The organism is Erysipelatoclostridium sp. MSK.7.34 (genome assembly GCF_019041935.1).
Lineage (GTDB): Bacteria > Bacillota_I > Bacilli_A > Erysipelotrichales > Coprobacillaceae > Thomasclavelia > Thomasclavelia ramosa.
This window is the reverse complement of sequence record NZ_JAHPYJ010000004.1, coordinates 170,729-192,330: the sequence shown is the minus strand read 5'-3', so window position 1 is coordinate 192,330 and position 21,602 is coordinate 170,729. Positions and strand designations below refer to the sequence as shown.

Sequence of the window (21,602 nt, the reverse complement as noted above, 5' to 3'; positions counted from 1 at the left end):
TCATGTTGATGCCTAAAAGAACAAAATACAGAAGACCTCATCGTGTTAAATATGAAGGTAAAGCTAAAGGCGGAACTGAAGTATCATTTGGTGAATATGGTTTACAAGCAACTGAAGGTGCTTGGATCACTTCTCGTCAAATCGAAGCTGCTCGTATTGCTATCAACCGTCGTTTAAACCGTGGTGGACAAGTATGGATTAGAATTTTCCCTCACTTAGCTAAAACTAAAAAACCATTAGAAGTACGTATGGGATCTGGGAAAGGTTCTCCAGAAGAATGGGTAGCAGTTGTTAAAACTGGTCGTGTTCTTTTCGAAGTTGCAGGTGTTGATGAAGAACTTGCTAGAGAAGCTTTAAGACTTGCATCTCATAAATTACCTATTAAATGTAAAATCATTGGAAAGGGTGAATAGTCATGACAGTTCAAGAAATCAAAGAATTAGATAACGCTGCTTTACTTGCTAAAGTAGAAGAATACAAAAAAGAGCTATTTGGACTTCGTTTCCAACAAGCTACAGGAAGTTTAGAAAACACAGCACGTATTAGAACGGTTCGTAAATCTATCGCTAGAATTAAAACAATTATTAGAGAAAGAGAATTGAACCAATAGGAGGAGATACAATGGAAAGAAACAATCGTAAAGTTTATACTGGTACAGTTGTATCTACTAAAATGGATAAAACTATTACAGTGCAAGTAGAAACACATGTAAAACATAAATTATATGGTAAACGTATGAAATCAACAACTAAGTTTCATGCCCATGATGAAGAAAATATCGCTAGTGTTGGCGATACAGTAAAAATCATGTCAACAAGACCATTATCTGCAACAAAACGTTTCCGTTTAGTAGAAATCGTTAAAAAAGCAGAAACTGTTTAATATATATTAAAACTCTAAAAGGAGGTAACCAAGAATGATCCAAAACGAAAGTAGACTTAAAGTCGCTGACAACACTGGAGCTAAAGAAGTATTAGTAATCCGTAATTTAGGTGGTTCTAATCGTAAATTTAGTAACATCGGTGATGTTGTTGTAGCAACAGTTAAACAGGCAGCACCAGGTGGTTCAGTAAAAAAAGGTGAAGTAGTAAGAGCGGTTATCGTAAGAAGTAGATATGGAGTCGGAAGAGAAAACGGTTCTTATATTAAATTTGATGACAACGCTTGTGTAATTATAAAAGAAGATAAATCTCCAAAAGGGACTCGTATCTTCGGACCAGTTGCAAGAGAGTTAAGAGATGCTGATTTCATGAAAATCGTATCATTAGCTCCAGAAGTATTATAGGAGGAACTTAAAACATGAAAATCCGTGTAGGTGATACTGTAGAAGTTATCGCAGGTAAAGATAAAGGAAAACAAGGTGAAGTGTTACAAGTTCTTGCAAAACAAGACAAAGTAATCGTTGAAGGAGTTAATACTGTAACTAAACATATTAAACCTTCACAAGCAGATCCTGAAGGTGGAATTGTAACAAGAGAAGCTCCTATTCATGTTTCTAATGTTGCATTCTATGATTCAAAAGCTAAAGCTCCTGTTAAACTTGGATATAAAATCGTTGAAAAAGACGGTAAGAAAACAAAAGTTCGAGTTAACAAAAAAACCGGAGCAGAAGTAGATAAAAAGAAAAAGAAATAATGGAGGAGGATAAAGAATGAACCGTTTAATGGAACGTTATCAAAACGACGTAGTAAAATCATTGGTAGAAAAATTCAATTATTCTTCTAGCATGCAAGCTCCAAAGGTTGAAAAAATCGTTTTAAATATCGGTGTTGGTGATGCAGTTTCTAACTCTAAATTATTAGATGAAGCTGTTAATGAATTAACATTAATTACTGGACAAAAACCAGTTATCACTAGAGCTAAAAAATCAATCGCTGGATTTAAATTACGTGAAGGTGCTCCAATCGGATGTAAGGTAACTTTACGTGGTGAAAGAATGTATGAATTTTTAGATAAATTAGTAAATATCTCATTGCCACGTGTAAGAGATTTTAGAGGTGTATCAAATAACTCATTTGATGGAAGAGGAAATTACACTTTAGGTATTAAAGAACAATTAATTTTCCCAGAAATCAATTTTGATAAAGTAAACAAATTAAGAGGAATGGATATCGTATTCGTAACTACAGCTAAGAGCGATGAAGAAGGTCGCGAGTTATTAGCTCAATTAGGAATGCCGTTCAAGAAATAAGGAGGACTCACAAAAATATGGCAAAAACATCAATGAAAGTGAAACAACAACGTCCTCAAAAATACAAAGTGCGTGAATACACACGTTGTGAACGTTGTGGAAGACCACATTCAGTAATTAGAAAATTCAAACTTTGTAGAATTTGCTTCCGCGAATTAGCTTACAAAGGTGAAATTCCAGGTGTAAAGAAAGCAAGCTGGTAATTAGATTTTATCCAGATGGAAGGAGGATTAGCAAATGGTTATGACAGATCCAATTGCAGATATGTTAACAAGAATCCGTAATGCAAATAGACAACATCACGAAACAGTAATGGTGCCTGCATCAAAATTAAAAGCTGATATTGCTGAAATTTTGAAAAACGAAGGATTCATTAAAGGATATAAAGTTGAGGGCGAAGGTCCAATCAAAAACATTAATATCACTTTAAAATATAGAGGAAATGATAGAGTAATCACTGATTTAAAAAGAATTTCTAAACCAGGATTACGTGTATATGCTAAAGTAAACGAAATTCCTAAAGTATTAAATGGTTTAGGTATCGTAATCTTATCAACTTCTCAAGGTTTGATGACAGATAAAGAAGCTCGCGCTAAACAAGTTGGTGGCGAAGTTCTTGCATATATTTGGTAATAAAAAATACAATTCAGGAGGTGCAAACTGATGTCTCGTGTCGGTAATAAAATTATTAATGTACCTGAAGGAGTTACAGTTGATATCGCTGCTGATAATACAGTAACTGTTACAGGAGCTAAAGGGACTTTAGTAAGACAATTTTCACCAGTAATTACAATTAACAAAGAAGATAATGTAATCACTGTTGCTAGAAGTAGTGAACAAAAAACTCATAAACAATTACATGGTACAACAAGAGCATTGCTTGCAAACATGATTGAAGGAGTTCATGAAGGATTCAAAAAACAATTAGAAATAGTTGGGATTGGATATCGTGGACAAATGAAAGGGAATACTTTAGTGTTAAACATTGGATATTCTCATCAAGTAGAGATTGAAGCTGAAGAAGGAGTTACAATTGAAACTCCTAACAATACAACAATCGTTGTATCTGGAATCTCAAAAGAACGTGTTGGTCAAGTTGCTGCTCAAATTAGAGAAGTAAGAAAACCAGAACCTTATAAAGGTAAAGGGATTAAATATAGTGATGAAAGAATCATCAGAAAAGAAGGAAAAACTGCTGGTAAGAAGTAGTTTCGAAAGGAGCAAAATAAGATGTCAAAATTACAATCTCGTAATGATGTTCGTTTAAAAAGACATGCTAGAGTTCGTGCTAAAATCAGTGGAACTCCTGAATGCCCACGTTTAAACGTGTTCCGTTCAAATGCTCATATTCATGCGCAAGTTATTGATGATGTTAACGGTGTTACTTTAGCAAGTGCATCTAGTGTTGATATGAAATTAGAAAACGGTTCTAACATCGCTGCTGCAACTGCAGTAGGTAAAGCTGTTGGAGAAGCGGCAATCGCAAAGAATATCAAAAAAGTAGTATTTGATCGTGGTGGATACGTTTATCATGGTCGTGTAAAAGCCCTAGCTGAAGCTGCTAGAGAAGCTGGATTAGAATTCTAGAAGGAGGTCAATATGGAACAACGTAAACCAAGAAACAATGGACCAAGAAACAACGGACCTAGAAGAGGTCAAAGAAACAATGGACCTAGAAGAGAAGAAAAAGAATTTGAAGAACGTGTTGTTACTATTAACCGTGTAACTAAAGTAGTAAAAGGTGGGCGTAAATTCCGCTTTGCTGCATTAGTTGTAATCGGAGATAGAAAAGGTAGAGTTGGTTTCGGTACTGGTAAAGCAAACGAAGTACCTGATGCAATCAGAAAAGCTTCTGAAAATGCAAAAAGAAATGTTATCAACGTTCCTTCAGTTCATGGAACTATTCCTCATGAAGTTACTGGTATTTATGGATCAGGTAGAGTATTTATTAAACCTGCTTCTCAAGGTACTGGAATCATCGCTGGGGGACCAGTTCGTGCTGTTGTAGAATTAGCTGGTTATAGTGATATTTTATCTAAATCTTTAGGTTCTAGAACACCTATTAACATGGTTAGAGCTACAATGGAAGGTTTAGCTTCATTAAAAACTGTAAACCAAGTTGCTGAATTAAGAGATAAAAAAGTAGAAGAAATTTTTGGATAGGAGGGCGTAAAAAATGGCAAAAACAGTTATGATTACGCTTAAAAAAAGTCCAATTGGTTGTTTACCAAAACAACGGGCTACTCTTAAAGCGTTAGGTTTAACAAAAGTAAATAAAACCGTAGAAAAAGAAAACAACGAATTCATTCAAGGAATGATCAAAGTTGTTGGACACCTAATTAAAGTAGAAGAAAAATAGGGAGGTGTAAACTAATGAAACTACACGAATTACAATACACTGAAGGTGCTCGTAAAACAAGAAAACGTGTTGGACGTGGTACAAGTTCTGGTACTGGTAAAACTGCTGGTAGAGGACAAAAAGGGCAAGGCGCTAGATCTGGTGGTGGAAAGAAACCTGGATTCGAAGGGGGACAAACTCCATTATTCATGCGTTTACCAAAACGTGGATTTACAAACTTTAATAAATTAGAATACGCTATTGTTAATTTAGATCAGTTAAATACTTTTGAAGCAGGGACTGTTGTATGTCCTAAAGCATTAAAAGAAGCTGGGTTAATCAAAAAAGAATTAGATGGTGTTAAAGTATTAGGTAATGGAACTTTAGAAAAAGCTATTACTGTAAAAGCTCATAAGTTTTCTAAATCTGCTCTTGCCGCAATCGAAGCTGCAGGTGGAAAAACCGAGGTGATCTAAGATGTTTACATTTTTGAAAAATGTTTTCAAAAAAGGTGAACTTCGTCAAAAAGTAATTTTCACTCTGGGGATTCTATTTGTTTATCGTCTGGGAGCTGCAATTACTATTCCGAGTGTCAACACTGGAGCATTAAGTTCTAGTGATGCCACTAATGGGATTTTTGGGATTATGAACTTACTAGGTGGGGGAACATTAGAGAGATTCTCTCTATTCTCGCTAGGAGTTTCACCTTACATCACTTCTTCAATCATTATTGAATTATTGTCAATGGATGTTATTCCGGCATTGAGCCAATGGCGTAAAGAAGGTAATACCGGTAAAAAGAAAAAAGACCGGGTTACAAGATATGTAACATTATTCTTAGCAGCATTACAAGGTGGCGTATTAACTTACGCTTTCGATAATGGATACAAGATTCTTGCAGATTCTAGTATCTGGACATATATCTATGTTGTCTTAATTATGATGGCAGGTAGTATGTTAGCAGTATGGTTAGGGGATCAAATTACAAATAAAGGGATTGGTAATGGGGTATCATTATTAATCTTCACTGGGATTGTTTCAAACTTACCGAGCAGTTTTATTTCAACTTTCAACAACTTAGTTGATACTTCTGGTAAAGCTGGGGATATGTGGCTTGGAATTGCCTGGTATGCATTATTTGTGGTAGTTTATCTTTCAATCGTGATCTTTGTTGTTTTCAATGAAGGTGCCGTTAGAAAAATACCAATAATTTATGCAACAAGCTCTAATACAACAATGAGAACTAAAGATCAAACTCATATGCCTATTAAAATTAATAGTTCAGGGGTTATTCCAGTTATCTTTGCTTCATCAGTATTAGCAGCACCAAGAACAGTAGTTAGTTTTATGGAAACTAGCGATGTTACTAAATGGATCAATACAATCTTTAATTATCAAGAACCAGTTGGATTCGTCTTATATATCTTGATGATTATTGGATTTACATTCTTTTATTCTAACTTACAAATTGATGCTGAAAAAATCAGTGATGATTTAAAGAAAAACGGTGGAGCAATTCCGGGAGTTAGAACTGGAGTTGATACAATGAAACACATTAAGACAATTTTAAACAGAGTAACTGTGGTAGGATCATTATCGTTATGTATCATTGCAGCAATTCCAATTATTACACCAGTTATCTGGTCACAAACAGCAAACGCATCTTTATCACTTGGTGGTACAGGTTTAATCATCGTTACTGGGGTTGCACTAGAAACTGTAAAACAAATTAAAACTCATATTACAAGAAAAGAATATCACGGTTATATTCGTCGATAGTATAAGAAAGAAGGGGCAATTATATGAACATTATTCTAATGGGGCCACCTGGAGCGGGAAAAGGTACTCAAGCAGCTAATTTAGTGAAAGAGTATGGACTTACTCACATTTCAACAGGAGACATTTTTAGAAAAGCACTTAAGGAGCAAACTAAATATGGAGTTATTGCAAAATACTTCATGCAATTTGGTCACTTAGTTCCTGATGATTATACTATTCAAATGGTTAGAGAATATCTTCAAGAAAATGAATTTCCAAATGGATTTATTCTTGATGGTTTCCCTCGTACTATTATTCAAGCTCGTGAGTTAGAAAGTATTGCTAAAGAATTTGGATTTGAAATTGATGCCGTAATCAATTTAGATATCGAATTAGATCGTTTAGTACCAAGACTTTCTGGAAGAAGAACTTGTAAAGAATGTGGTGCAAGTTACCACATCGAATATAATCCACCTAAAGTTGAAGGGGTATGTGATGTTTGTGGTGGTGAGTTGTATCAACGGCCTGATGAAAGCGAAGATGCTGTAAAAGTCAGACTGGATACTTATGAAAAACAAACAAGTCCTTTAATTGATTATTATACAATGAAAGGACAAATCACTAATATAAATGGTGATCAATCTATGGAAGACGTCTTTAAGGATATCAAAGCTAGCCTGGAGGTTAAATAATGATTGTTACTAAAGACCGTAGAGAAATTGAATTGATGGCTGAAGCTGGAAGAATTGTTGCATTAGTGCATGAAAAGCTTAAAGAAGTTATTGTCCCAGGAATTACGACAAAACAAATTGATGAGATTTGCGAAAAAGTGATTCGTGATAATAATGCAACTCCTTCATTTCTTCACTTATATGGATTTCCAAACAGTGTTTGTACTTCAATTAATGAAGTAGTCGTACATGGAATTCCTAGTGATCGAAAATTAGAAGAAGGTGACATCATTTCAGTTGATGTTGGGGCTTGTTATAAAGGATATCACGGAGATAGCGCGTGGACTTATGCAGTCGGTAAAATCAGCGATGAAGCTAAACGGCTGATGGAAGTTTGTGAAGCTTCATTATACGCTGGATTAGAACAGGTTAAACCTGGTAATCGCTTATCAGATATTTCTCACGCTGTGCAAGTATACCTTGAAGATCATGGATGTACTACACCGTTAGATTATACAGGGCATGGGATTGGTACTGAGGTACATGAAGATCCTGCTGTTCCTAATTATGGTCAAGCTGGTCGTGGTCCAAGACTTAAAGCAGGTATGACACTTGCAATCGAACCGATGGCACATCTAGGTGGATGTGAAACGGAAGTATTACAAGATGATTGGACAGTTGTAACAAAAGACCGCTCTTTAGCGGCTCATTATGAACATACGATCGTCATTACTGATGACGGGTATGAAATCTTAACAAAACTTTAATTTAAGGGAGTTGAAAACCTATGGCAAAGAAAGATGACGTTCTTGAAGTAGAAGCAACGGTACTTGAAACATTACCAAATGCAATGTTTAAAGTAGCGTTAGAAAATGGAGTAGAAATCCTTGCTCACGTTTCTGGTAAAATCCGTATGCATTACATTCGCATTTTACCGGGGGACAGGGTTACGGTAGAAATTTCTCCATACGATTTAACACGTGGGCGAATTACATTTAGACATAAATAAAACTTAAATCTTCCAAAAGGAGGTAGACAAGATGAAAGTAAGACCATCTGTAAAACCAATGTGTGATAAATGCAGAGTAATTAAAAGAAAAGGGCGCGTAATGGTTATTTGCGAAAACCCTAAACATAAACAAAGACAAGGTTAATTAGTAGTTAATTAGGAGGAAATAAAATGGCTCGTATTGCTGGAGTTGATATCCCACGTGACAAACGTGTGGTTATCTCATTAACTTATATCTATGGTATCGGTAAACCAACAGCTCAAGAAATTTTGAAAAAAGTTGGAATTAACGAGAACACTAGAGTTAAAGATTTAACTGAAGATGAAATCGGTACAATTAGAAAAGAAATAGAATCAATTAAAGTTGAAGGTGACCTTCGTCGAGAAGTAGCTTTAAACATTAAACGCTTAATGGAAATTGGAAGCTACAGAGGAATCCGTCATCGTAAAGGACTTCCTGTTCGTGGTCAAAAGACTAAAACAAATGCTCGTACTCGTAAGGGTAAGGCAAAACCAATCGCAGGAAAGAAAAAATAGATAGGAGGTTGAACTAGAAATGGCAAAAGTTAAACAAGTACGTGGTAAAAAACGTGCAAAAAAGAATATCGCAAAAGGTGTAGCACATGTTCATTCAACTTTCAATAATACTATTGTAACAATTACTGATGAACATGGTAATGTATTAACATGGTCTAGTGCTGGTGCATTAGGATTTAAAGGTTCAAGAAAATCTACTCCATTTGCTGCGCAAATGGCTTCTGAAGCTGCTGCAAAAGCATCAATGGATCACGGAGTAAAATCTGTAGAAGTATGTGTTAAAGGTCCTGGACCAGGACGTGAAGCAGCTGTTAGAGCTTTACAAGCTGCTGGATTAGAAGTAACTGCAATCAATGATGTTACTCCAATTCCACATAACGGGTGCCGTCCACCAAAACGTCCTCGTGGATAATTATTGTATGATCAAAAAAAATAATAATTCCTAGTGAGGAGGGAAATAGATGCAAAAGTTTGAAAAAGCAAATTTTAATATAGCTAATTATGATGAAACAGATAATTATGGTAAATTTGTTATTGAACCTTTAGAAAGAGGTTTCGGTACAACTTTGGGGAATTCACTTCGTCGAGTTCTTCTATCTTCTTTACCTGGATCTGCTGTATATGCAATTAAAGTTCAAGGTGCTATCCATGAATTTTCTGCAGTAGATGGTGTTGTCGAAGATGTTACATCAATTATCTTAAATCTTAAGAAATTAGTCTTTGATGTGGATAGTGATGAATCGGCTACAATGATTATTGATGTTGAAGGACCTGCTACTGTAACAGGTGCTGACATTCAATGCCCTTCAGAAGTAACAATGATTTCTAATGATATGGAAATTGCTCATGTTGCTCAAGGTGCTCACTTATACATGGAATTATATGCTAAAAAAGATCGTGGTTATGTAAGTGCTGATCAAAATAAGAAGGAAATTAATACTATTGGTATTATTCCTACTGATTCAATTTATTCACCAGTTGAAAAAGTATCTTATGCAGTTGAACCAACTCGTGTTGGGGAAAGTGCCAAATATGATCAATTAACTTTAGAAATCGAAACAAATGGAGCTTTAAAACCTTATGAAGCTATTTCATTAGCTGCTAAGATTTTAGTAGAACATTTAAATATGTTTGTAGAGTTAACTGATATGGCTGTGAATATGGAAGTTATGTCTGAAGCTCAAAGTGATACAACTAATAAAGTATTAGATATGACGATTGAAGAATTAGATTTATCAGTACGTTCATACAACTGTTTAAAAAGAGCAGGTATCCAAACTGTTCAAGATCTTGCCGCTAAATCTGAAGATGATATGATCAAAGTAAGAAACTTAGGTAAGAAATCGTTAAAAGAAGTAAAAGAAAAATTAGTTGAATTAGGGTTAGGGTTTAAACCTATCGATTAATTCGCGAGTACGAAGGAAGGAGCGCTAATCTCATGGCTAAAAATAGAAAATTAGGACGTACTTCTGATATTAGAAAATCAATGTTACGTTCTCTTGCAACAGAAGTAATTATGTACGGTAAATTAGAAACTACAGAAACTAGAGCTAAAGAAGTTCGTTCTGTTGTTGAAGAATTAATTACTTTAGGTAAACGCGGTGACTTACACGCTAGACGTCAAGCTGCTGCTGTATTACACAATGTAGTTGATGCTGAAACTGGAAAAACTGCAGTACAAAAATTATTTGATGATGTTGCACCTAAATATAGTGATGTAAATGGTGGATACACTCGTATCTTAAAGACTTACAACCGTAAAGGTGACAATGCCCCAATGGCAATCATCGCTTTAGTTTAATTGTTAAAGACCCTCGGGTCTTTTTTCTTTTACTTTGCTTGACTAAGTCAAGTAATAATAATAGAATGTTTAGGAGTAGTTAAACGGGTGGTGAAAAAGATGGATAAAATCATTGAAATAAAAGATTTATCATTTGAATATGAAGCTGGTCTAAAGACGATCAATCATATTTCTTTTGATATAAATAAAGGAGATTATGTTGCTATTTTAGGACATAATGGTAGCGGAAAAAGTACGATTGCAAAGTTACTAATTGGACTACTAGAAAAAAAGAGCGGTTCAATTATTATTAATGGATACGAACTTAATTTGGAAAATTTATATAAAGTCAGAGATAATATAGGAATTGTTTTTCAAAATCCTGATAATCAGTTCATTGGGGCAACAGTTCGTGATGATATAGCCTTTGGTTTAGAGAACACATGTGTACCACAAAGTGATATGGATAAAATCATTAATACTTATGCAGCTAAAGTAGGTATGAGTGATTTTCTTGATCATGAGCCAACTAAATTGTCTGGGGGGCAAAAGCAGCGAGTGGCAATTGCTGGTATTTTAGCAATGGCTCCAACAATCATTATTTTGGATGAAGCAACAAGCATGTTAGATCCAATGGGACGGCGTGAAATTAATAGTCTAGTTAAGGAATTAAATAAAGAAAAAGATATTACGATTATTTCTATAACTCACGATATTGAAGAAGCTAAAAATGCTGATCAGGTAATTATGTTGAGTGCTGGTGAAGTTGTTGCAAGTGGTAATCCTAAGGATATCCTAAGTGATGAAGCCAATTTGGTCAAATATGAATTAGATATCCCATTTGCTTTAAAAGTAGCTAAGGGTTTAGAAAAATTAAACATTAGGACTAGCATGTCTTTACAAGAGGAGGTATTAATTACAGAATTATGTCAATTACATTTAAAGAAGTAGAACATATTTATAGTGAAAATACCCCTTTTGCTTACCATGCTTTAAAAGGAGTAAATTTAAAAATTACTGATCAAAGCTTTACAGCGATTATTGGGCAGACCGGTAGCGGAAAGAGTACTTTGATTCAACATATCAATGCTTTGTTACTACCTACAAGCGGGAGTATCAATATTGATGAATATCTAATTACAGCAACCGACAAACCAAGTAAATTAAAACCACTTCGTAAAAAAGCAGGACTAGTTTTTCAGTTTCCTGAATATCAATTATTTGAAGAAACAATCGAAAAGGATATTATTTTTGGACCTATGAATTTTGGAGTCAGTGAAGAAGAGGCTAAAAAAATTGCTCATAACGTTCTCAAAACGGTAGGATTAGACGAAAGCTATTTAAATAAATCGCCTTTTGATTTGTCAGGTGGTCAAAAACGCCGAGTAGCAATTGCTGGAATTTTGGCAATGAATCCGGATATTTTAATTTTGGACGAACCAACTGCTGGATTAGATCCGCAAGGGACTAATGAAATGATGAGTTTATTTAAACGAATAAATGAAAGTGGTAAAACTATTATTTTAGTAACTCATGATATGAATCATGTTTTACAATATTGTGATGAAGTAGTAGTAATGAATCACGGGAAAGTTGAAAAACATGATACAGTCACTAATGTTTTTAAGGATAGTGAGTATTTAAATAGCTTGGGGATCGATTTACCAATCATTACTAATTTTATCATAAAACTAAATAATCAAGGATTTAATCTTGATTCTTCAATTAATAATATTGAACAGCTCATTGCAGCGATTGGCGGTGAATTAAATGGATAATATGACATTTGGTAAATATATTCCTGTTAATTCTTTAATCCATCAATTAGATCCCCGATTAAAAATAGGAGCTCTACTAATCTTTTTAATTGCTATTTTCTTTGATGCAGGGTTTATTGGATATGGTATCATGGGAGTATTTGTTTTGTTAGTTGCAGGATTATCAAATATTTCTATTAAACATATTTTAAAAGCAATTAAACCGATGGTTTTTATGATGCTCTTCTTAATGATTTTTAATATTTTTTTAATCAATACAGGAAGTGTATTATTCACAATTGGATCACTTAAGATTTATTCGGGGGCATTGATTCAATCAGCGTATATTTTTATTCGCTTAATTTTAATTATTACTTTGACAACTATCTTAACATCTTCAACTAAACCGCTCGATTTAACACTAGCAATTGAAAATCTATTGAATCCGTTTAAGCGTTTTGGTTTCCCTGCTCATGAATTGGCGATGATGATATCAATTGCTTTACGTTTTATTCCAGATTTATTAGATGAAGCTAAGCGTATCATGAAAGCTCAAGCAAGCCGCGGTGTTGACTTTAATGAAGGTACTATTTCGGAAAAAATTAAAGCGATTGTTTCTCTAATTATTCCCTTATTTATCTCTGCTTTTCAACGAGCTGAGGATCTTGCCAATGCAATGGAAAGTCGTAATTATAATCCTGAAGCATCGCGTACTCGTTATAAATCATTAAACTGGCAGACCAGTGATACAATGGCCTTTGCACTTACAATAGTTGTTTCCGGTACTGTGATTATAATGAGCTTTGTTTTGTAATGGTTAGGGTTAAATGTAGTGTAAGCTATGACGGAAGTAAATTTCATGGCTTTCAAGTGCAAAATAAATTACGAACAGTACAGGGCGAGATCCAAAAGGCATTAAAAAATATATGCAAAGAAGAGATTATTATTCATGGTTCAGGAAGAACCGATGCAAAGGTTCATGGAACTAAACAAGTTTTTCATTTTGATACTACAAGAGAAATGCCTGAAGCGCAGTGGAAACGGGCAATTAATCATTTTTTACCAAATGATATATATATCTTAGATTCATACTTTGTTGATGAGAATTTTCATAGTCGTTATAGTGCAATAAAAAAAGAATATCATTATTTATTAAGTACAAATGAATATAGTCCATTTGAAACGAATTATATTTTTCAATATGGACGACCATTAGATTTAGAATTGATGAGAGAAGCAGCTAAAATATTTATTGGTGAGCATGATTTTGCATCATTTTGTAGCTATGATCAGTATGGTAATACAATTAGAGAACTATATGAGTTGTCGATTACTAATGAAAAGGGGATTATTAAATTTATTTTAGTTGGAAATGGATTTAGACGTTATATGGTTCGGCATATCGTTGGTGGCCTAATTCAAGTTGGGGCAAAACGGGTTACTAAAGAACGATTACAAGAGTTATTAGATAGCAAAGGTGAACAGAAGTGTTTGTTTAAGGCTAAGCCCCAGGGACTATACTTACATGAGGTGTTTTATGATGAAAACTAATTTTCATACACATACATTCCGCTGCGGTCATGCGGTTGGCAATGAAGAAGCAATGGTTAAATCAGCAATTGAAGAAGGTATTGAAGTTTTAGGCTTTAGTGAGCATGTTCCTTTACCACGTTATCGTAAACATATCTTTAAAGGAATGCGTTATACTCTTAATCATTTTCGTTCGTTTGCGGTTGCTTGTAAAGCAATCATTACTAATGGTCCTGCAATGCGAATGCCATATAAAGATAAGCAGTTACATCTTGAAGAAGTAAAGCGGTTAAAGGAAAAATATTGTGATCAAATTACAATATATCAAGGTTTTGAAGCTGAGTATTTTGAAGAATATTTAGATTATTATCAAGGATTATTAAATTCAGGAGAAGCAGATTATTTGATTTTAGGAAATCACTTTAATAAGTACACTGTTCATACTCGTTATTATGGTAAGATGGATATTAGTGATGAAGAAATAATTAGTTATAAAAACGATTTGTTGAAGGCATTAGATACTAATTTATTTTCTTATGTAGCTCATCCTGACTTATTTATGGTTGGAAAAGTATATTTCGACGAGTTATGTGAAAATATTACCCGGGAAATATGTCAAAAAGCATTAGAAAAAGACGTTCCTTTAGAAGTTAATGCTGGTGGGATTCGCCGTGGCTATCGTAAAGTCGGGGACGAAATCCAATATCCATATCCCAATAGTCACTTTTTTGATATTGTTGGAGAGGTAGGGTGTAAAGTGATTCTTGGAATTGATGCGCATAGTCCTGATGATTTCAATCAGGATGATTTTGAAGCTTTGGAGAAGTTTGCATGGCGTCACAAATTAAATGTAATTAATATACCTGAATTTAAAAAAGGTAAATAAGGATGGAATCTAAGAGCGTTGGGTTCCATCTTTTATTACGAATAATTAATAAAGGAGCGACAATATTTTAGGGTATTATAGCTAATGATTTACAAGCATAAATAAGATATTATATGCTGTTGTTTAAGTATATAATGGTAGTATTGAAATTTTTTTGTAAGATCAAAAGAAGATCAAGAAGTTTTAATCTGGATAAAGATTATTGAAGTGAATCATACTTTTTTATGGTCAATCAACTGATGGAGTGGGAGAACTAGTTACTGCAGTTAAGACAGGTGAGGATATTGATTATCAAAATTATCTTTTATTAACAATACTTGGTTTACAAGATGTATCGGTTATTATGAAAAAACATAGCTAATATTTAATAAGTACTTAATTGTAATAATTGGGTACTTATTTTTTCGTATTGGTTTAATTATTGGTACATAAGTGGTAAAATGTTACATAGGAACTAGGAGGTGAAGTCATGGCACGTGAGTGTATACACAAATATTTAGAAGAGCATAAGAGTAATTATCAAGGTAAGTACCGCTGTCATAGTTGTGTTCAAACAAAAAAATTTGAACATAAGTTCCATTATTATATTCGTGATACGCAATTTAGAGAAATCAATGTCTTTGTAACTTTAGATTATGCGGGACCAGAAGTGAAGACAGTATTTTCAGTTGATCTTCATGAACAGGAAGAGGAATATATTACTAAGGATGCTTTAAAGCAAATAATTTATTTCAATAAATATCGAACAATTTTACATTGTCATGTTTTTCAACATTATATAAATAGTAAAAATACAGAGAATATGTTAGAACCATTAGATTATCGTAATATTTTAGATTATTTAGAATATCATCGTGGAACTAATCAAGAGACAATTGATGAGTTTTATGATTTCTTTATGCCTTATTTAAAAAGGTTGATACGAAATGGTAATTATAAACGATTTATGGATTCATTGAATCTTTTATTAGATAAAATTATTTATGAGTATGAATGGGATGGTACGACGGCTAAATATTTAGATACCCAATATCAATATCATTTATATTATTTTAGAATCATTATTAGGATGGTTTTTGATGACTTGGATATTTTCTATGATCAAGTTAAGGAACCATTATTAGAAGCAATTTGGCGTTTATGTAATTCACAGCGTTTTGCTTTTGCAATCATGACAGATTTTGGTAATTTGGTTTTATCCCATTATCGGGTTACTAAAGCAATCTTTAATTATGTTGATGCTCGTTTTCAAAAAGAGGGTGACAGTAACATCGTCATTCCATATTTAAAAGCAATTTTTGAAAGTGATGCTGATGGTTATCGTAATGCTGCTATGGATGTTATTCGTTTTGTGATGAATGATATGCTGACTTTTGCAAATCATGATTTACAATTAGCTATCGGAAATTCAATCGTACAAAACGAAGGATATGATTTATTGATTAATTTATTTTCAAAAGATTATAATACATTTGTTTTTGTTTGCTTCCCGATTTCTACTTTCCCACCAGAGTATCGTGAACCAATTCGTGAAGAGTTAGAAAAAGCCATTCGTTTCTATGCAGGAAGAATGGAACATGACGAGTACCGTCTAAGCTCTTTTGAACAAGTTAGTAACATCAATCGATTATTAATGGAAAATTATAAGGAGTATGGTAAAAATGGATAAAAAAGGAAAAAAAGTAGTTACCTCATTAGCAGTTTTAGCTGGGTTAGCATCCGGGGCTGGAGCTTTAAATGCCTTTGCTAATAAAACCGTTAAAGCAATGTTATACCGCCATCATAAAGAAGATGATAAACCAAGTATTTTAGAAACAAAATATGATGCGCAAAGCATTTATATAAAAAATCACCAAGGTATTAGATTAAGAGGTGTCCTTATTGAAGCAGTTGATGCGAAAAAAACTTTAGTAATCTTGCATCCATTTGCTCTGGAGGCTAAAGATATGACTTTATATGTACCGTTTTTTAAAGAACGATACCCTGATTGGAATATCTTATTAGTTGATGCTTGTGCCCATGGTCAAAGTGATGGATATATCCGTGGACTAGGTATTAAAGATGTAAAAGATCTTGTTTGCTGGAACGAATATTTGTTAAAAACATACGGAAAAGAGCATGAAATAATTTTATATGGTAAAGAAGCTGGTGCTAATACTATTTTAAAAGCAGCTAGTAAACATTTATTAAAAAATGTTAAAGCTATTATTAGTGATGGAGCCTATACAAGTGTGTATGATATTTTAGGCTATCGAATGATTAAGGATTATAAAGTACCAAAATTTCCAACAATGCGTTTAATTAAGCGTAAGATTAAACAGGAAATTAAAGTTAATATTAAAGAAGATTATGCTGAAATGGTCAAACATAATGATATTCCAACATTATATATCCACATGAAAGAAGATGATTTTGTACCATTAAGTATGGTCTATCCATTATATAATGCGAACCGTGGTAGCAAAGTATTATTTGTTTTAAAAGATGAACGTTATTTATATGAATTAGAAGAAACCGATGAATTTAGAAAGACATTAGCGAATTTCATTACTAAGTATGTAAATTAGGCTGGTGGTATTTGTGGACAATAAATTAAAAATTGGCTTGCTGGTAGATGATAGCGATAATATCTTTACTACTGAAATTTGGCGGGGAGCGAGTTATGCAGCCGGAAAATTGGATGTTAATTTAGTTGTATTTTTTGGTGGATTTGTAGGAAGCTCAAACATCTACGGGAATTCAAGGTATGAGTTTCAAAAAAATACAACTTATAAATTTTCCAAGACAAAAGATTTAGATTTATTAATTATAAGTGTCTCAAGTATCGTTCATGGGAATAATCGTTTAAAAGAATTATTCGTAAAAGAATTTGAAGGTGTGCCAATTGTTACTTTAAACCATAAATTTGGAAATAATTCACTAGTAACATTTGATAATGCTAAAGGGATAGAGGATGCAGTAACTAGTTTAATTCAAGAACAGCAATGTCGTAAAATTGGGATGATTGCTGGTCCTTATGAAAATAAAGGGTCGGATGAGCGATTAGCTGCATATAAAAAAACATTAAAAAGTCACGGAATCGTCATTGACGAAAAAAGAATTATTCATACAGCAACATTTGAACGTGGTTATCCTGAATATGCCAAGAAATTATTGGATTTGAATCCTGATTTGGATGCTATTGTTTGTGCAAGTGATAATCTTGCCTTTGATGCGTATCAAGTTTTAAAAGAACGAGGGATTCGAATTGGTGAAGATGTTCAAGTAGTTGGTTTTGATGATGTTCAAGAAGCATCAAAAGTAAACCCGCCTCTAGCAACTATCCGTGCCGAAGCAGCACAGTTAGGATTTTATGCTGTCATGGATGGGGTTTTATCATTGCGAGGAGAAATTCCAGCTGAATTCACAACACTTGTCGATATAGATTTTATTAAACGAGATTCGGCTGCTAAAGTGGGTTATTTAGAAGAACGATTATATCGTCAAATAGTTAATTATACAAAGAGCGACAAAGATAAAATCGTTAATATTTTAATGGAGTATATTTTTAATAATAACCACAGTATTTTTATTATTGAAGCCCGCAAACGCGTAATTGATTTAGTTACTTTTCTAGTTGAACTTCATAATGATGACTTATTCGAAGAAAAAACATATACAAAATTTTCAAATTTAATTCAAGAATTAATAGATTTAGATAGTGTTGAGTTTATTGATTTAAAAAGAATTTTAAAAGTTATTGATGTGGTTAGTCAGCGTCTTAGTGATTATCGTAATAATCTATCAATTATTCATTTCAATCAAAAAATCCTACAAATTATTGGCATGCATTATAATACTATTTTAAGTGAAAGAACAAGGATTTCTTGTGAAGAGAAACGGCTGGTTAATATTTTATCAAGAGGAATGCTCAGTGTTCGAAACGAGTATGATAACTACAATACTATTTTTGAATGTTTAAAGCAGCTGAATATTGGTAATGCAAGATTATATTTGTATGAAAAACCAATTACTAGTTATATGACACAATTTACAGTTTTACCCAATGAGGTTATTTTGAAAGGAAGTATAATTAATGGTAAGATTATTATTCCTGATGATAAAATTCTGGTTAAAACCGATCGAATATTTTCAGAAAAGAGATTGTTTAGTAATTGTAATGAATATGTTGTTAACTCAGTTTATTCTGGAACAACACAGTATGGAATATTTGTTTGTGATTTGAAATATCGTGATTTTGTAGATTTAGATTTTGTTTCTAGTCAATTAGGAACAGTTGTAAATACGATCAATTTAGTTGAGAAGTTAGATAATTTATCAAAACATGATGAGCTGACGGGGCTATGGAATCGCCGAGGTTTTATTGATAAAGTACAAGGATATATGAATATTAATAAAGGTGCATTGATTTTTGTGGATCTTGATGGTTTAAAAATTATCAATGATACTTATGGTCATGAAGGTGGTGATGAAGCAATTATCACGGGAGCTAAGATTCTTAAAGATGCTTTTGATGAATTTGGTGTAATTGGGCGTATTGGCGGTGATGAATTTGCAGTATTTTTACCAAATCAAAGTGATTTTGCTCTTTCAGAAATTGATCAATTAATAAATGATAAAACAATCTATCATAACACTTTAATAAAACGTAATTTTAAAGTAGAATTATCTTATGGAATTAGTCTTTTTGATCAATATCAAGATTTAACAGTTCGTGAACTCTTAGATAAAGCAGATCGGGAGATGTATTGCCATAAGCGTAATAAAAAAGGAAATAGGAGGAAAAAAGATGTATTTTAAAGACAGTAAAGGCTTTCCAAGTGACTTTCTTTGGGGCAGTGCGTCGGCAGCCTATCAAGTAGAAGGAGCTTGGGATAGTGATGGTAAGGGAGTTTCCAACTGGGATAAATTTGTACGTATCCCTGGGAAAACTTTCAAAGGAACAACAGGTGATAAAGCTGTAGACCATTATAATCGTTATAAAGAAGATGTTGCTTTAATGGCAGAAATGGGTCTAAAAACTTATCGTTTTTCAATTGCCTGGACAAGAATTTATCCAAATGGAAACGGTGAGGTTAATGAAGCTGGTTTACAATTCTATGATAATTTAATTAATGAATGTTTAAAATATGGAATTGAGCCAATGGTTACGGTATATCACTGGGATATACCTCAAGCTTTAGAGGAGCAATATCATGGTTGGGAAAATCGTCAAATTGTTGATGATTATGTAAACTATGCAACTACTTTATTTAAACGATATGGTGATCGTGTTAAATACTGGATCACCATGAATGAACAGAATATCTTTACTAGCTTTGGCTGGTTAGAAGGAATGCATCCCCCAGGAAAAGTAGATGATATGAAAATGTTCTATCAAGTTAATCATCATGCAAATATGGCACATGCTAAAAGTGTAATTGCATTAAAAGAATTATGGCCAGAAGCGAAAGTTGGAGCAAGTTTTGCTTATAGTCCATCTTATGCAATTGACAATAAACCAGAAAATGCAATGGCTAAAGCAGATTATGATGATTTGAAGAATTATTATTGGATGGATGTTTATGCTTATGGGCGTTATCCTCGCGCTGCTCTTGCTTATTTAGAGGCTAATGGTGTTGCCCCTGTTTTTGAAGAAGGTGACAATGCTATCATGAAAGAAGCTGCACAATTAGTTGATTTCATGGGAGTTAACTACTATCAAACAACTACAGTTGAATTTAATGATATCGATGGTGTTGGAACAAGTCATGAAATGAATACGACTGGTAAAAAAGGTACTGCTAAAGTTCAAGGTGTACCAGGACTTTATAAAAATCCTCAAAATGCTAATCTTCCAACAACTGATTGGGATTGGACAATTGATCCAATGGGAATTAGAATGTGTTGTCGTGAAATTACATCACGCTATGATTTACCAATTGTTATTAGTGAAAATGGTTTAGGAGCTTTTGATAAGTTAGAAGATGGGGAAGTACATGACCCATATCGAATTGCTTATTTAAAAGCACATATTGAGGAATTGAAGAAGGCTTGTGATGATGGATGCCGTGTTCTTGCTTATTGTACATGGTCATATACAGATTTATTAAGCTGGTTAAATGGATATCAAAAGCGTTATGGTTTTGTTTACGTTGATCGTGAAGAAGATGAAAATAGCGGTACTTTAAATCGTTATAAGAAAGATTCATACTATTGGTATAAAAAAGTAATTGAAACTAATGGTGAAGAATTATAAGGAAACAGGGTTAATCCTGTTTTTCTTTTTCAATAAATTGTGTATAATGAGTGAGAGAGAAGAGGGATGAACATGAGACGTAAAGAAAATACTGAAGTTGATATCTTGTATAATTTATTGACATATATTAATGCTTCATACAGCCAAGATATGTATTATACGATCTGTTATCAAGTATTAAATAATATTGAAAAGATTCCAGATATCTCAATCAATGAGTTAGCGGACTTATGTTATACTTCGCCTGCAACCATTTCCCGTTTTTGCAAAGCTTTAAAATGTGATAATTTTGCTGAATTTAAAAAGGAAGTACAAGTAGGATTAAAACAGGCAAGTCATGAGATTAAACTCCATCCTGATGATTTAGTAGAGATTCATCAAAATCCTGTACACTGTGTTGATATGGTCTATGATCTAACAATTAATTCATTAATTGAGAGTAAGAAACATATTAATATTCATGAGATTGATCGCCTATGTGATATTATTTATGATGCGAAAAAGTTACATTTTTTTGGTTTCCAATTTAATAAGATTTTAGCCTCAGATATTCAATTTAAATTAGTTAAGCTAGGTAAATTTTCATACGCCTTTGCTGATCGTGGTGACGATAGTCAAAGAATTGAACTTTTAGATGAGGATAGTGTGGCTATTGTACTTTCAGTTCGAGCGCGATTATCACCGGTTGGGGATTTAATCAAATCAATTAAAAATCGTGAAGCTAAAGTAATTTTAGTTACTTTAAATGCTGAAAGTGAAGTAATTGAATTAGCTGATAAAACTTTTGTTGTTCATGGTAAAGAAAGTGATTTTACAGAGTCATCAATTTCTGGAACGACAGTGATGAAAACGTTTTTTGATGTATTGTATGTAAGATATGGATTATTATATCCAAGAAGATAAGGGG

32 protein-coding genes are annotated in these 21,602 nt (G+C 33.3%); all 32 read left to right on the top strand.

What is annotated here, in order from left to right:
• The first annotated feature begins 2 nt into the window (after positions 1 to 2).
• Positions 3 to 413 carry a 50S ribosomal protein L16 gene (gene rplP, locus KTF99_RS04820; protein ID WP_003536819.1) on the top strand — a complete coding sequence of 137 codons (411 nt, stop codon included), beginning with the start codon at positions 3 to 5 and terminating at the stop codon, positions 411 to 413.
• Positions 414 to 415: 2 nt separating this feature from the next.
• Positions 416 to 610, top strand: coding sequence for a 50S ribosomal protein L29 (gene rpmC / locus KTF99_RS04815; RefSeq protein ID WP_003536820.1), 195 nt, complete (start codon positions 416 to 418; stop codon positions 608 to 610).
• A gap of 11 nt (positions 611 to 621) precedes the next feature.
• Positions 622 to 882 carry a 30S ribosomal protein S17 gene (rpsQ, locus tag KTF99_RS04810; protein ID WP_003536821.1) on the top strand — a complete coding sequence of 87 codons (261 nt, stop codon included), beginning with the start codon at positions 622 to 624 and terminating at the stop codon, positions 880 to 882.
• A 34-nt stretch (positions 883 to 916) separates the two neighbouring features.
• A complete protein-coding gene (gene rplN, locus KTF99_RS04805; protein WP_003536822.1) occupies positions 917 to 1,285 on the top strand; it encodes a 50S ribosomal protein L14 in 369 nt (122 codons plus the stop codon).
• A 14-nt stretch (positions 1,286 to 1,299) separates the two neighbouring features.
• On the top strand, positions 1,300 to 1,635 hold the full coding sequence (rplX, locus tag KTF99_RS04800) for a 50S ribosomal protein L24 (protein ID WP_003536823.1): 336 nt from the start codon (positions 1,300 to 1,302) through the stop codon (positions 1,633 to 1,635).
• 16 nt (positions 1,636 to 1,651) lie between these two features.
• Entirely contained in the window at positions 1,652 to 2,191 is a 540-nt protein-coding gene (gene rplE, locus KTF99_RS04795; protein ID WP_008793116.1) for a 50S ribosomal protein L5, read from the top strand.
• A gap of 17 nt (positions 2,192 to 2,208) precedes the next feature.
• Positions 2,209 to 2,394 (top strand): type Z 30S ribosomal protein S14, encoded by a 186-nt coding sequence (locus tag KTF99_RS04790; RefSeq protein WP_003536834.1) that lies wholly within the window; start codon positions 2,209 to 2,211, stop codon positions 2,392 to 2,394.
• Positions 2,395 to 2,428: 34 nt separating this feature from the next.
• Complete coding sequence (gene rpsH, locus KTF99_RS04785) at positions 2,429 to 2,824, top strand: 30S ribosomal protein S8 (RefSeq protein ID WP_003536835.1); 396 nt, start codon at positions 2,429 to 2,431, stop codon at positions 2,822 to 2,824.
• 30 nt (positions 2,825 to 2,854) lie between these two features.
• Positions 2,855 to 3,400 (top strand): 50S ribosomal protein L6, encoded by a 546-nt coding sequence (gene rplF / locus KTF99_RS04780; RefSeq protein ID WP_003536836.1) that lies wholly within the window; start codon positions 2,855 to 2,857, stop codon positions 3,398 to 3,400.
• 21 nt (positions 3,401 to 3,421) lie between these two features.
• Positions 3,422 to 3,778 (top strand): 50S ribosomal protein L18, encoded by a 357-nt coding sequence (gene rplR, locus KTF99_RS04775; protein WP_003536837.1) that lies wholly within the window; start codon positions 3,422 to 3,424, stop codon positions 3,776 to 3,778.
• 12 nt (positions 3,779 to 3,790) lie between these two features.
• Positions 3,791 to 4,354 carry a 30S ribosomal protein S5 gene (gene rpsE, locus KTF99_RS04770; RefSeq protein ID WP_003536838.1) on the top strand — a complete coding sequence of 188 codons (564 nt, stop codon included), beginning with the start codon at positions 3,791 to 3,793 and terminating at the stop codon, positions 4,352 to 4,354.
• A gap of 13 nt (positions 4,355 to 4,367) precedes the next feature.
• Positions 4,368 to 4,550, top strand: a complete 183-nt coding sequence (gene rpmD / locus KTF99_RS04765; protein ID WP_003536841.1) for a 50S ribosomal protein L30 — start codon at positions 4,368 to 4,370, stop codon at positions 4,548 to 4,550.
• 14 nt (positions 4,551 to 4,564) lie between these two features.
• Positions 4,565 to 5,005: a 50S ribosomal protein L15 gene (gene rplO, locus KTF99_RS04760; RefSeq protein WP_003536843.1), complete on the top strand. Its 441-nt coding sequence runs from the start codon at positions 4,565 to 4,567 to the stop codon at positions 5,003 to 5,005.
• A 1-nt stretch (position 5,006) separates the two neighbouring features.
• A complete protein-coding gene (gene secY, locus KTF99_RS04755; protein ID WP_003536845.1) occupies positions 5,007 to 6,308 on the top strand; it encodes a preprotein translocase subunit SecY in 1,302 nt (433 codons plus the stop codon).
• A 23-nt stretch (positions 6,309 to 6,331) separates the two neighbouring features.
• Entirely contained in the window at positions 6,332 to 6,979 is a 648-nt protein-coding gene (locus tag KTF99_RS04750) for an adenylate kinase (protein ID WP_003536847.1), read from the top strand.
• Entirely contained in the window at positions 6,979 to 7,725 is a 747-nt protein-coding gene (gene map, locus KTF99_RS04745; RefSeq protein WP_003536849.1) for a type I methionyl aminopeptidase, read from the top strand. Before KTF99_RS04750 ends, map begins: the two co-directional genes overlap by 1 nt.
• A gap of 20 nt (positions 7,726 to 7,745) precedes the next feature.
• The gene (gene infA / locus KTF99_RS04740) at positions 7,746 to 7,967 is read left to right on the top strand and encodes a translation initiation factor IF-1 (RefSeq protein ID WP_003536851.1); all 222 of its coding nucleotides are present in this window, start codon (positions 7,746 to 7,748) and stop codon (positions 7,965 to 7,967) included.
• Positions 7,968 to 7,998: 31 nt separating this feature from the next.
• On the top strand, positions 7,999 to 8,112 hold the full coding sequence (gene rpmJ / locus KTF99_RS04735) for a 50S ribosomal protein L36 (protein WP_008793112.1): 114 nt from the start codon (positions 7,999 to 8,001) through the stop codon (positions 8,110 to 8,112).
• 26 nt (positions 8,113 to 8,138) lie between these two features.
• Positions 8,139 to 8,504: a 30S ribosomal protein S13 gene (gene rpsM / locus KTF99_RS04730; protein ID WP_003536853.1), complete on the top strand. Its 366-nt coding sequence runs from the start codon at positions 8,139 to 8,141 to the stop codon at positions 8,502 to 8,504.
• Positions 8,505 to 8,523: 19 nt separating this feature from the next.
• The gene (rpsK, locus tag KTF99_RS04725) at positions 8,524 to 8,916 is read left to right on the top strand and encodes a 30S ribosomal protein S11 (protein WP_003536855.1); all 393 of its coding nucleotides are present in this window, start codon (positions 8,524 to 8,526) and stop codon (positions 8,914 to 8,916) included.
• Positions 8,917 to 8,965: 49 nt separating this feature from the next.
• Entirely contained in the window at positions 8,966 to 9,910 is a 945-nt protein-coding gene (locus KTF99_RS04720; protein ID WP_003536857.1) for a DNA-directed RNA polymerase subunit alpha, read from the top strand.
• 32 nt (positions 9,911 to 9,942) lie between these two features.
• Entirely contained in the window at positions 9,943 to 10,305 is a 363-nt protein-coding gene (gene rplQ, locus KTF99_RS04715; protein WP_003536858.1) for a 50S ribosomal protein L17, read from the top strand.
• A gap of 99 nt (positions 10,306 to 10,404) precedes the next feature.
• Positions 10,405 to 11,235 (top strand): energy-coupling factor transporter ATPase, encoded by an 831-nt coding sequence (locus tag KTF99_RS04710; protein WP_003536859.1) that lies wholly within the window; start codon positions 10,405 to 10,407, stop codon positions 11,233 to 11,235.
• Positions 11,211 to 12,062 (top strand): energy-coupling factor transporter ATPase, encoded by an 852-nt coding sequence (locus KTF99_RS04705; protein ID WP_003536860.1) that lies wholly within the window; start codon positions 11,211 to 11,213, stop codon positions 12,060 to 12,062. The genes KTF99_RS04710 and KTF99_RS04705 overlap by 25 nt, the downstream gene beginning before the upstream one ends.
• The gene (locus KTF99_RS04700; RefSeq protein WP_003536861.1) at positions 12,055 to 12,855 is read left to right on the top strand and encodes an energy-coupling factor transporter transmembrane component T family protein; all 801 of its coding nucleotides are present in this window, start codon (positions 12,055 to 12,057) and stop codon (positions 12,853 to 12,855) included. Before KTF99_RS04705 ends, KTF99_RS04700 begins: the two co-directional genes overlap by 8 nt.
• On the top strand, positions 12,855 to 13,592 hold the full coding sequence (gene truA / locus KTF99_RS04695) for a tRNA pseudouridine(38-40) synthase TruA (RefSeq protein ID WP_008793111.1): 738 nt from the start codon (positions 12,855 to 12,857) through the stop codon (positions 13,590 to 13,592). The genes KTF99_RS04700 and truA overlap by 1 nt, the downstream gene beginning before the upstream one ends.
• Complete coding sequence (locus KTF99_RS04690) at positions 13,582 to 14,457, top strand: histidinol-phosphatase (RefSeq protein WP_009009683.1); 876 nt, start codon at positions 13,582 to 13,584, stop codon at positions 14,455 to 14,457. The genes truA and KTF99_RS04690 overlap by 11 nt, the downstream gene beginning before the upstream one ends.
• A 469-nt stretch (positions 14,458 to 14,926) precedes the next feature.
• Positions 14,927 to 16,126: a hypothetical protein gene (locus tag KTF99_RS04685; RefSeq protein WP_003536870.1), complete on the top strand. Its 1,200-nt coding sequence runs from the start codon at positions 14,927 to 14,929 to the stop codon at positions 16,124 to 16,126.
• Positions 16,119 to 17,024, top strand: a complete 906-nt coding sequence (locus KTF99_RS04680; RefSeq protein WP_008793109.1) for an alpha/beta hydrolase — start codon at positions 16,119 to 16,121, stop codon at positions 17,022 to 17,024. The genes KTF99_RS04685 and KTF99_RS04680 overlap by 8 nt, the downstream gene beginning before the upstream one ends.
• Before the next feature lie 13 nt (positions 17,025 to 17,037).
• Positions 17,038 to 19,257 (top strand): diguanylate cyclase domain-containing protein, encoded by a 2,220-nt coding sequence (locus KTF99_RS04675; protein WP_029481280.1) that lies wholly within the window; start codon positions 17,038 to 17,040, stop codon positions 19,255 to 19,257.
• A complete protein-coding gene (locus KTF99_RS04670; protein ID WP_029481278.1) occupies positions 19,247 to 20,695 on the top strand; it encodes a glycoside hydrolase family 1 protein in 1,449 nt (482 codons plus the stop codon). Before KTF99_RS04675 ends, KTF99_RS04670 begins: the two co-directional genes overlap by 11 nt.
• 72 nt (positions 20,696 to 20,767) lie before the next feature.
• Positions 20,768 to 21,598: a MurR/RpiR family transcriptional regulator gene (locus KTF99_RS04665; protein WP_003536875.1), complete on the top strand. Its 831-nt coding sequence runs from the start codon at positions 20,768 to 20,770 to the stop codon at positions 21,596 to 21,598.
• Positions 21,599 to 21,602: the final 4 nt, after the last annotated feature.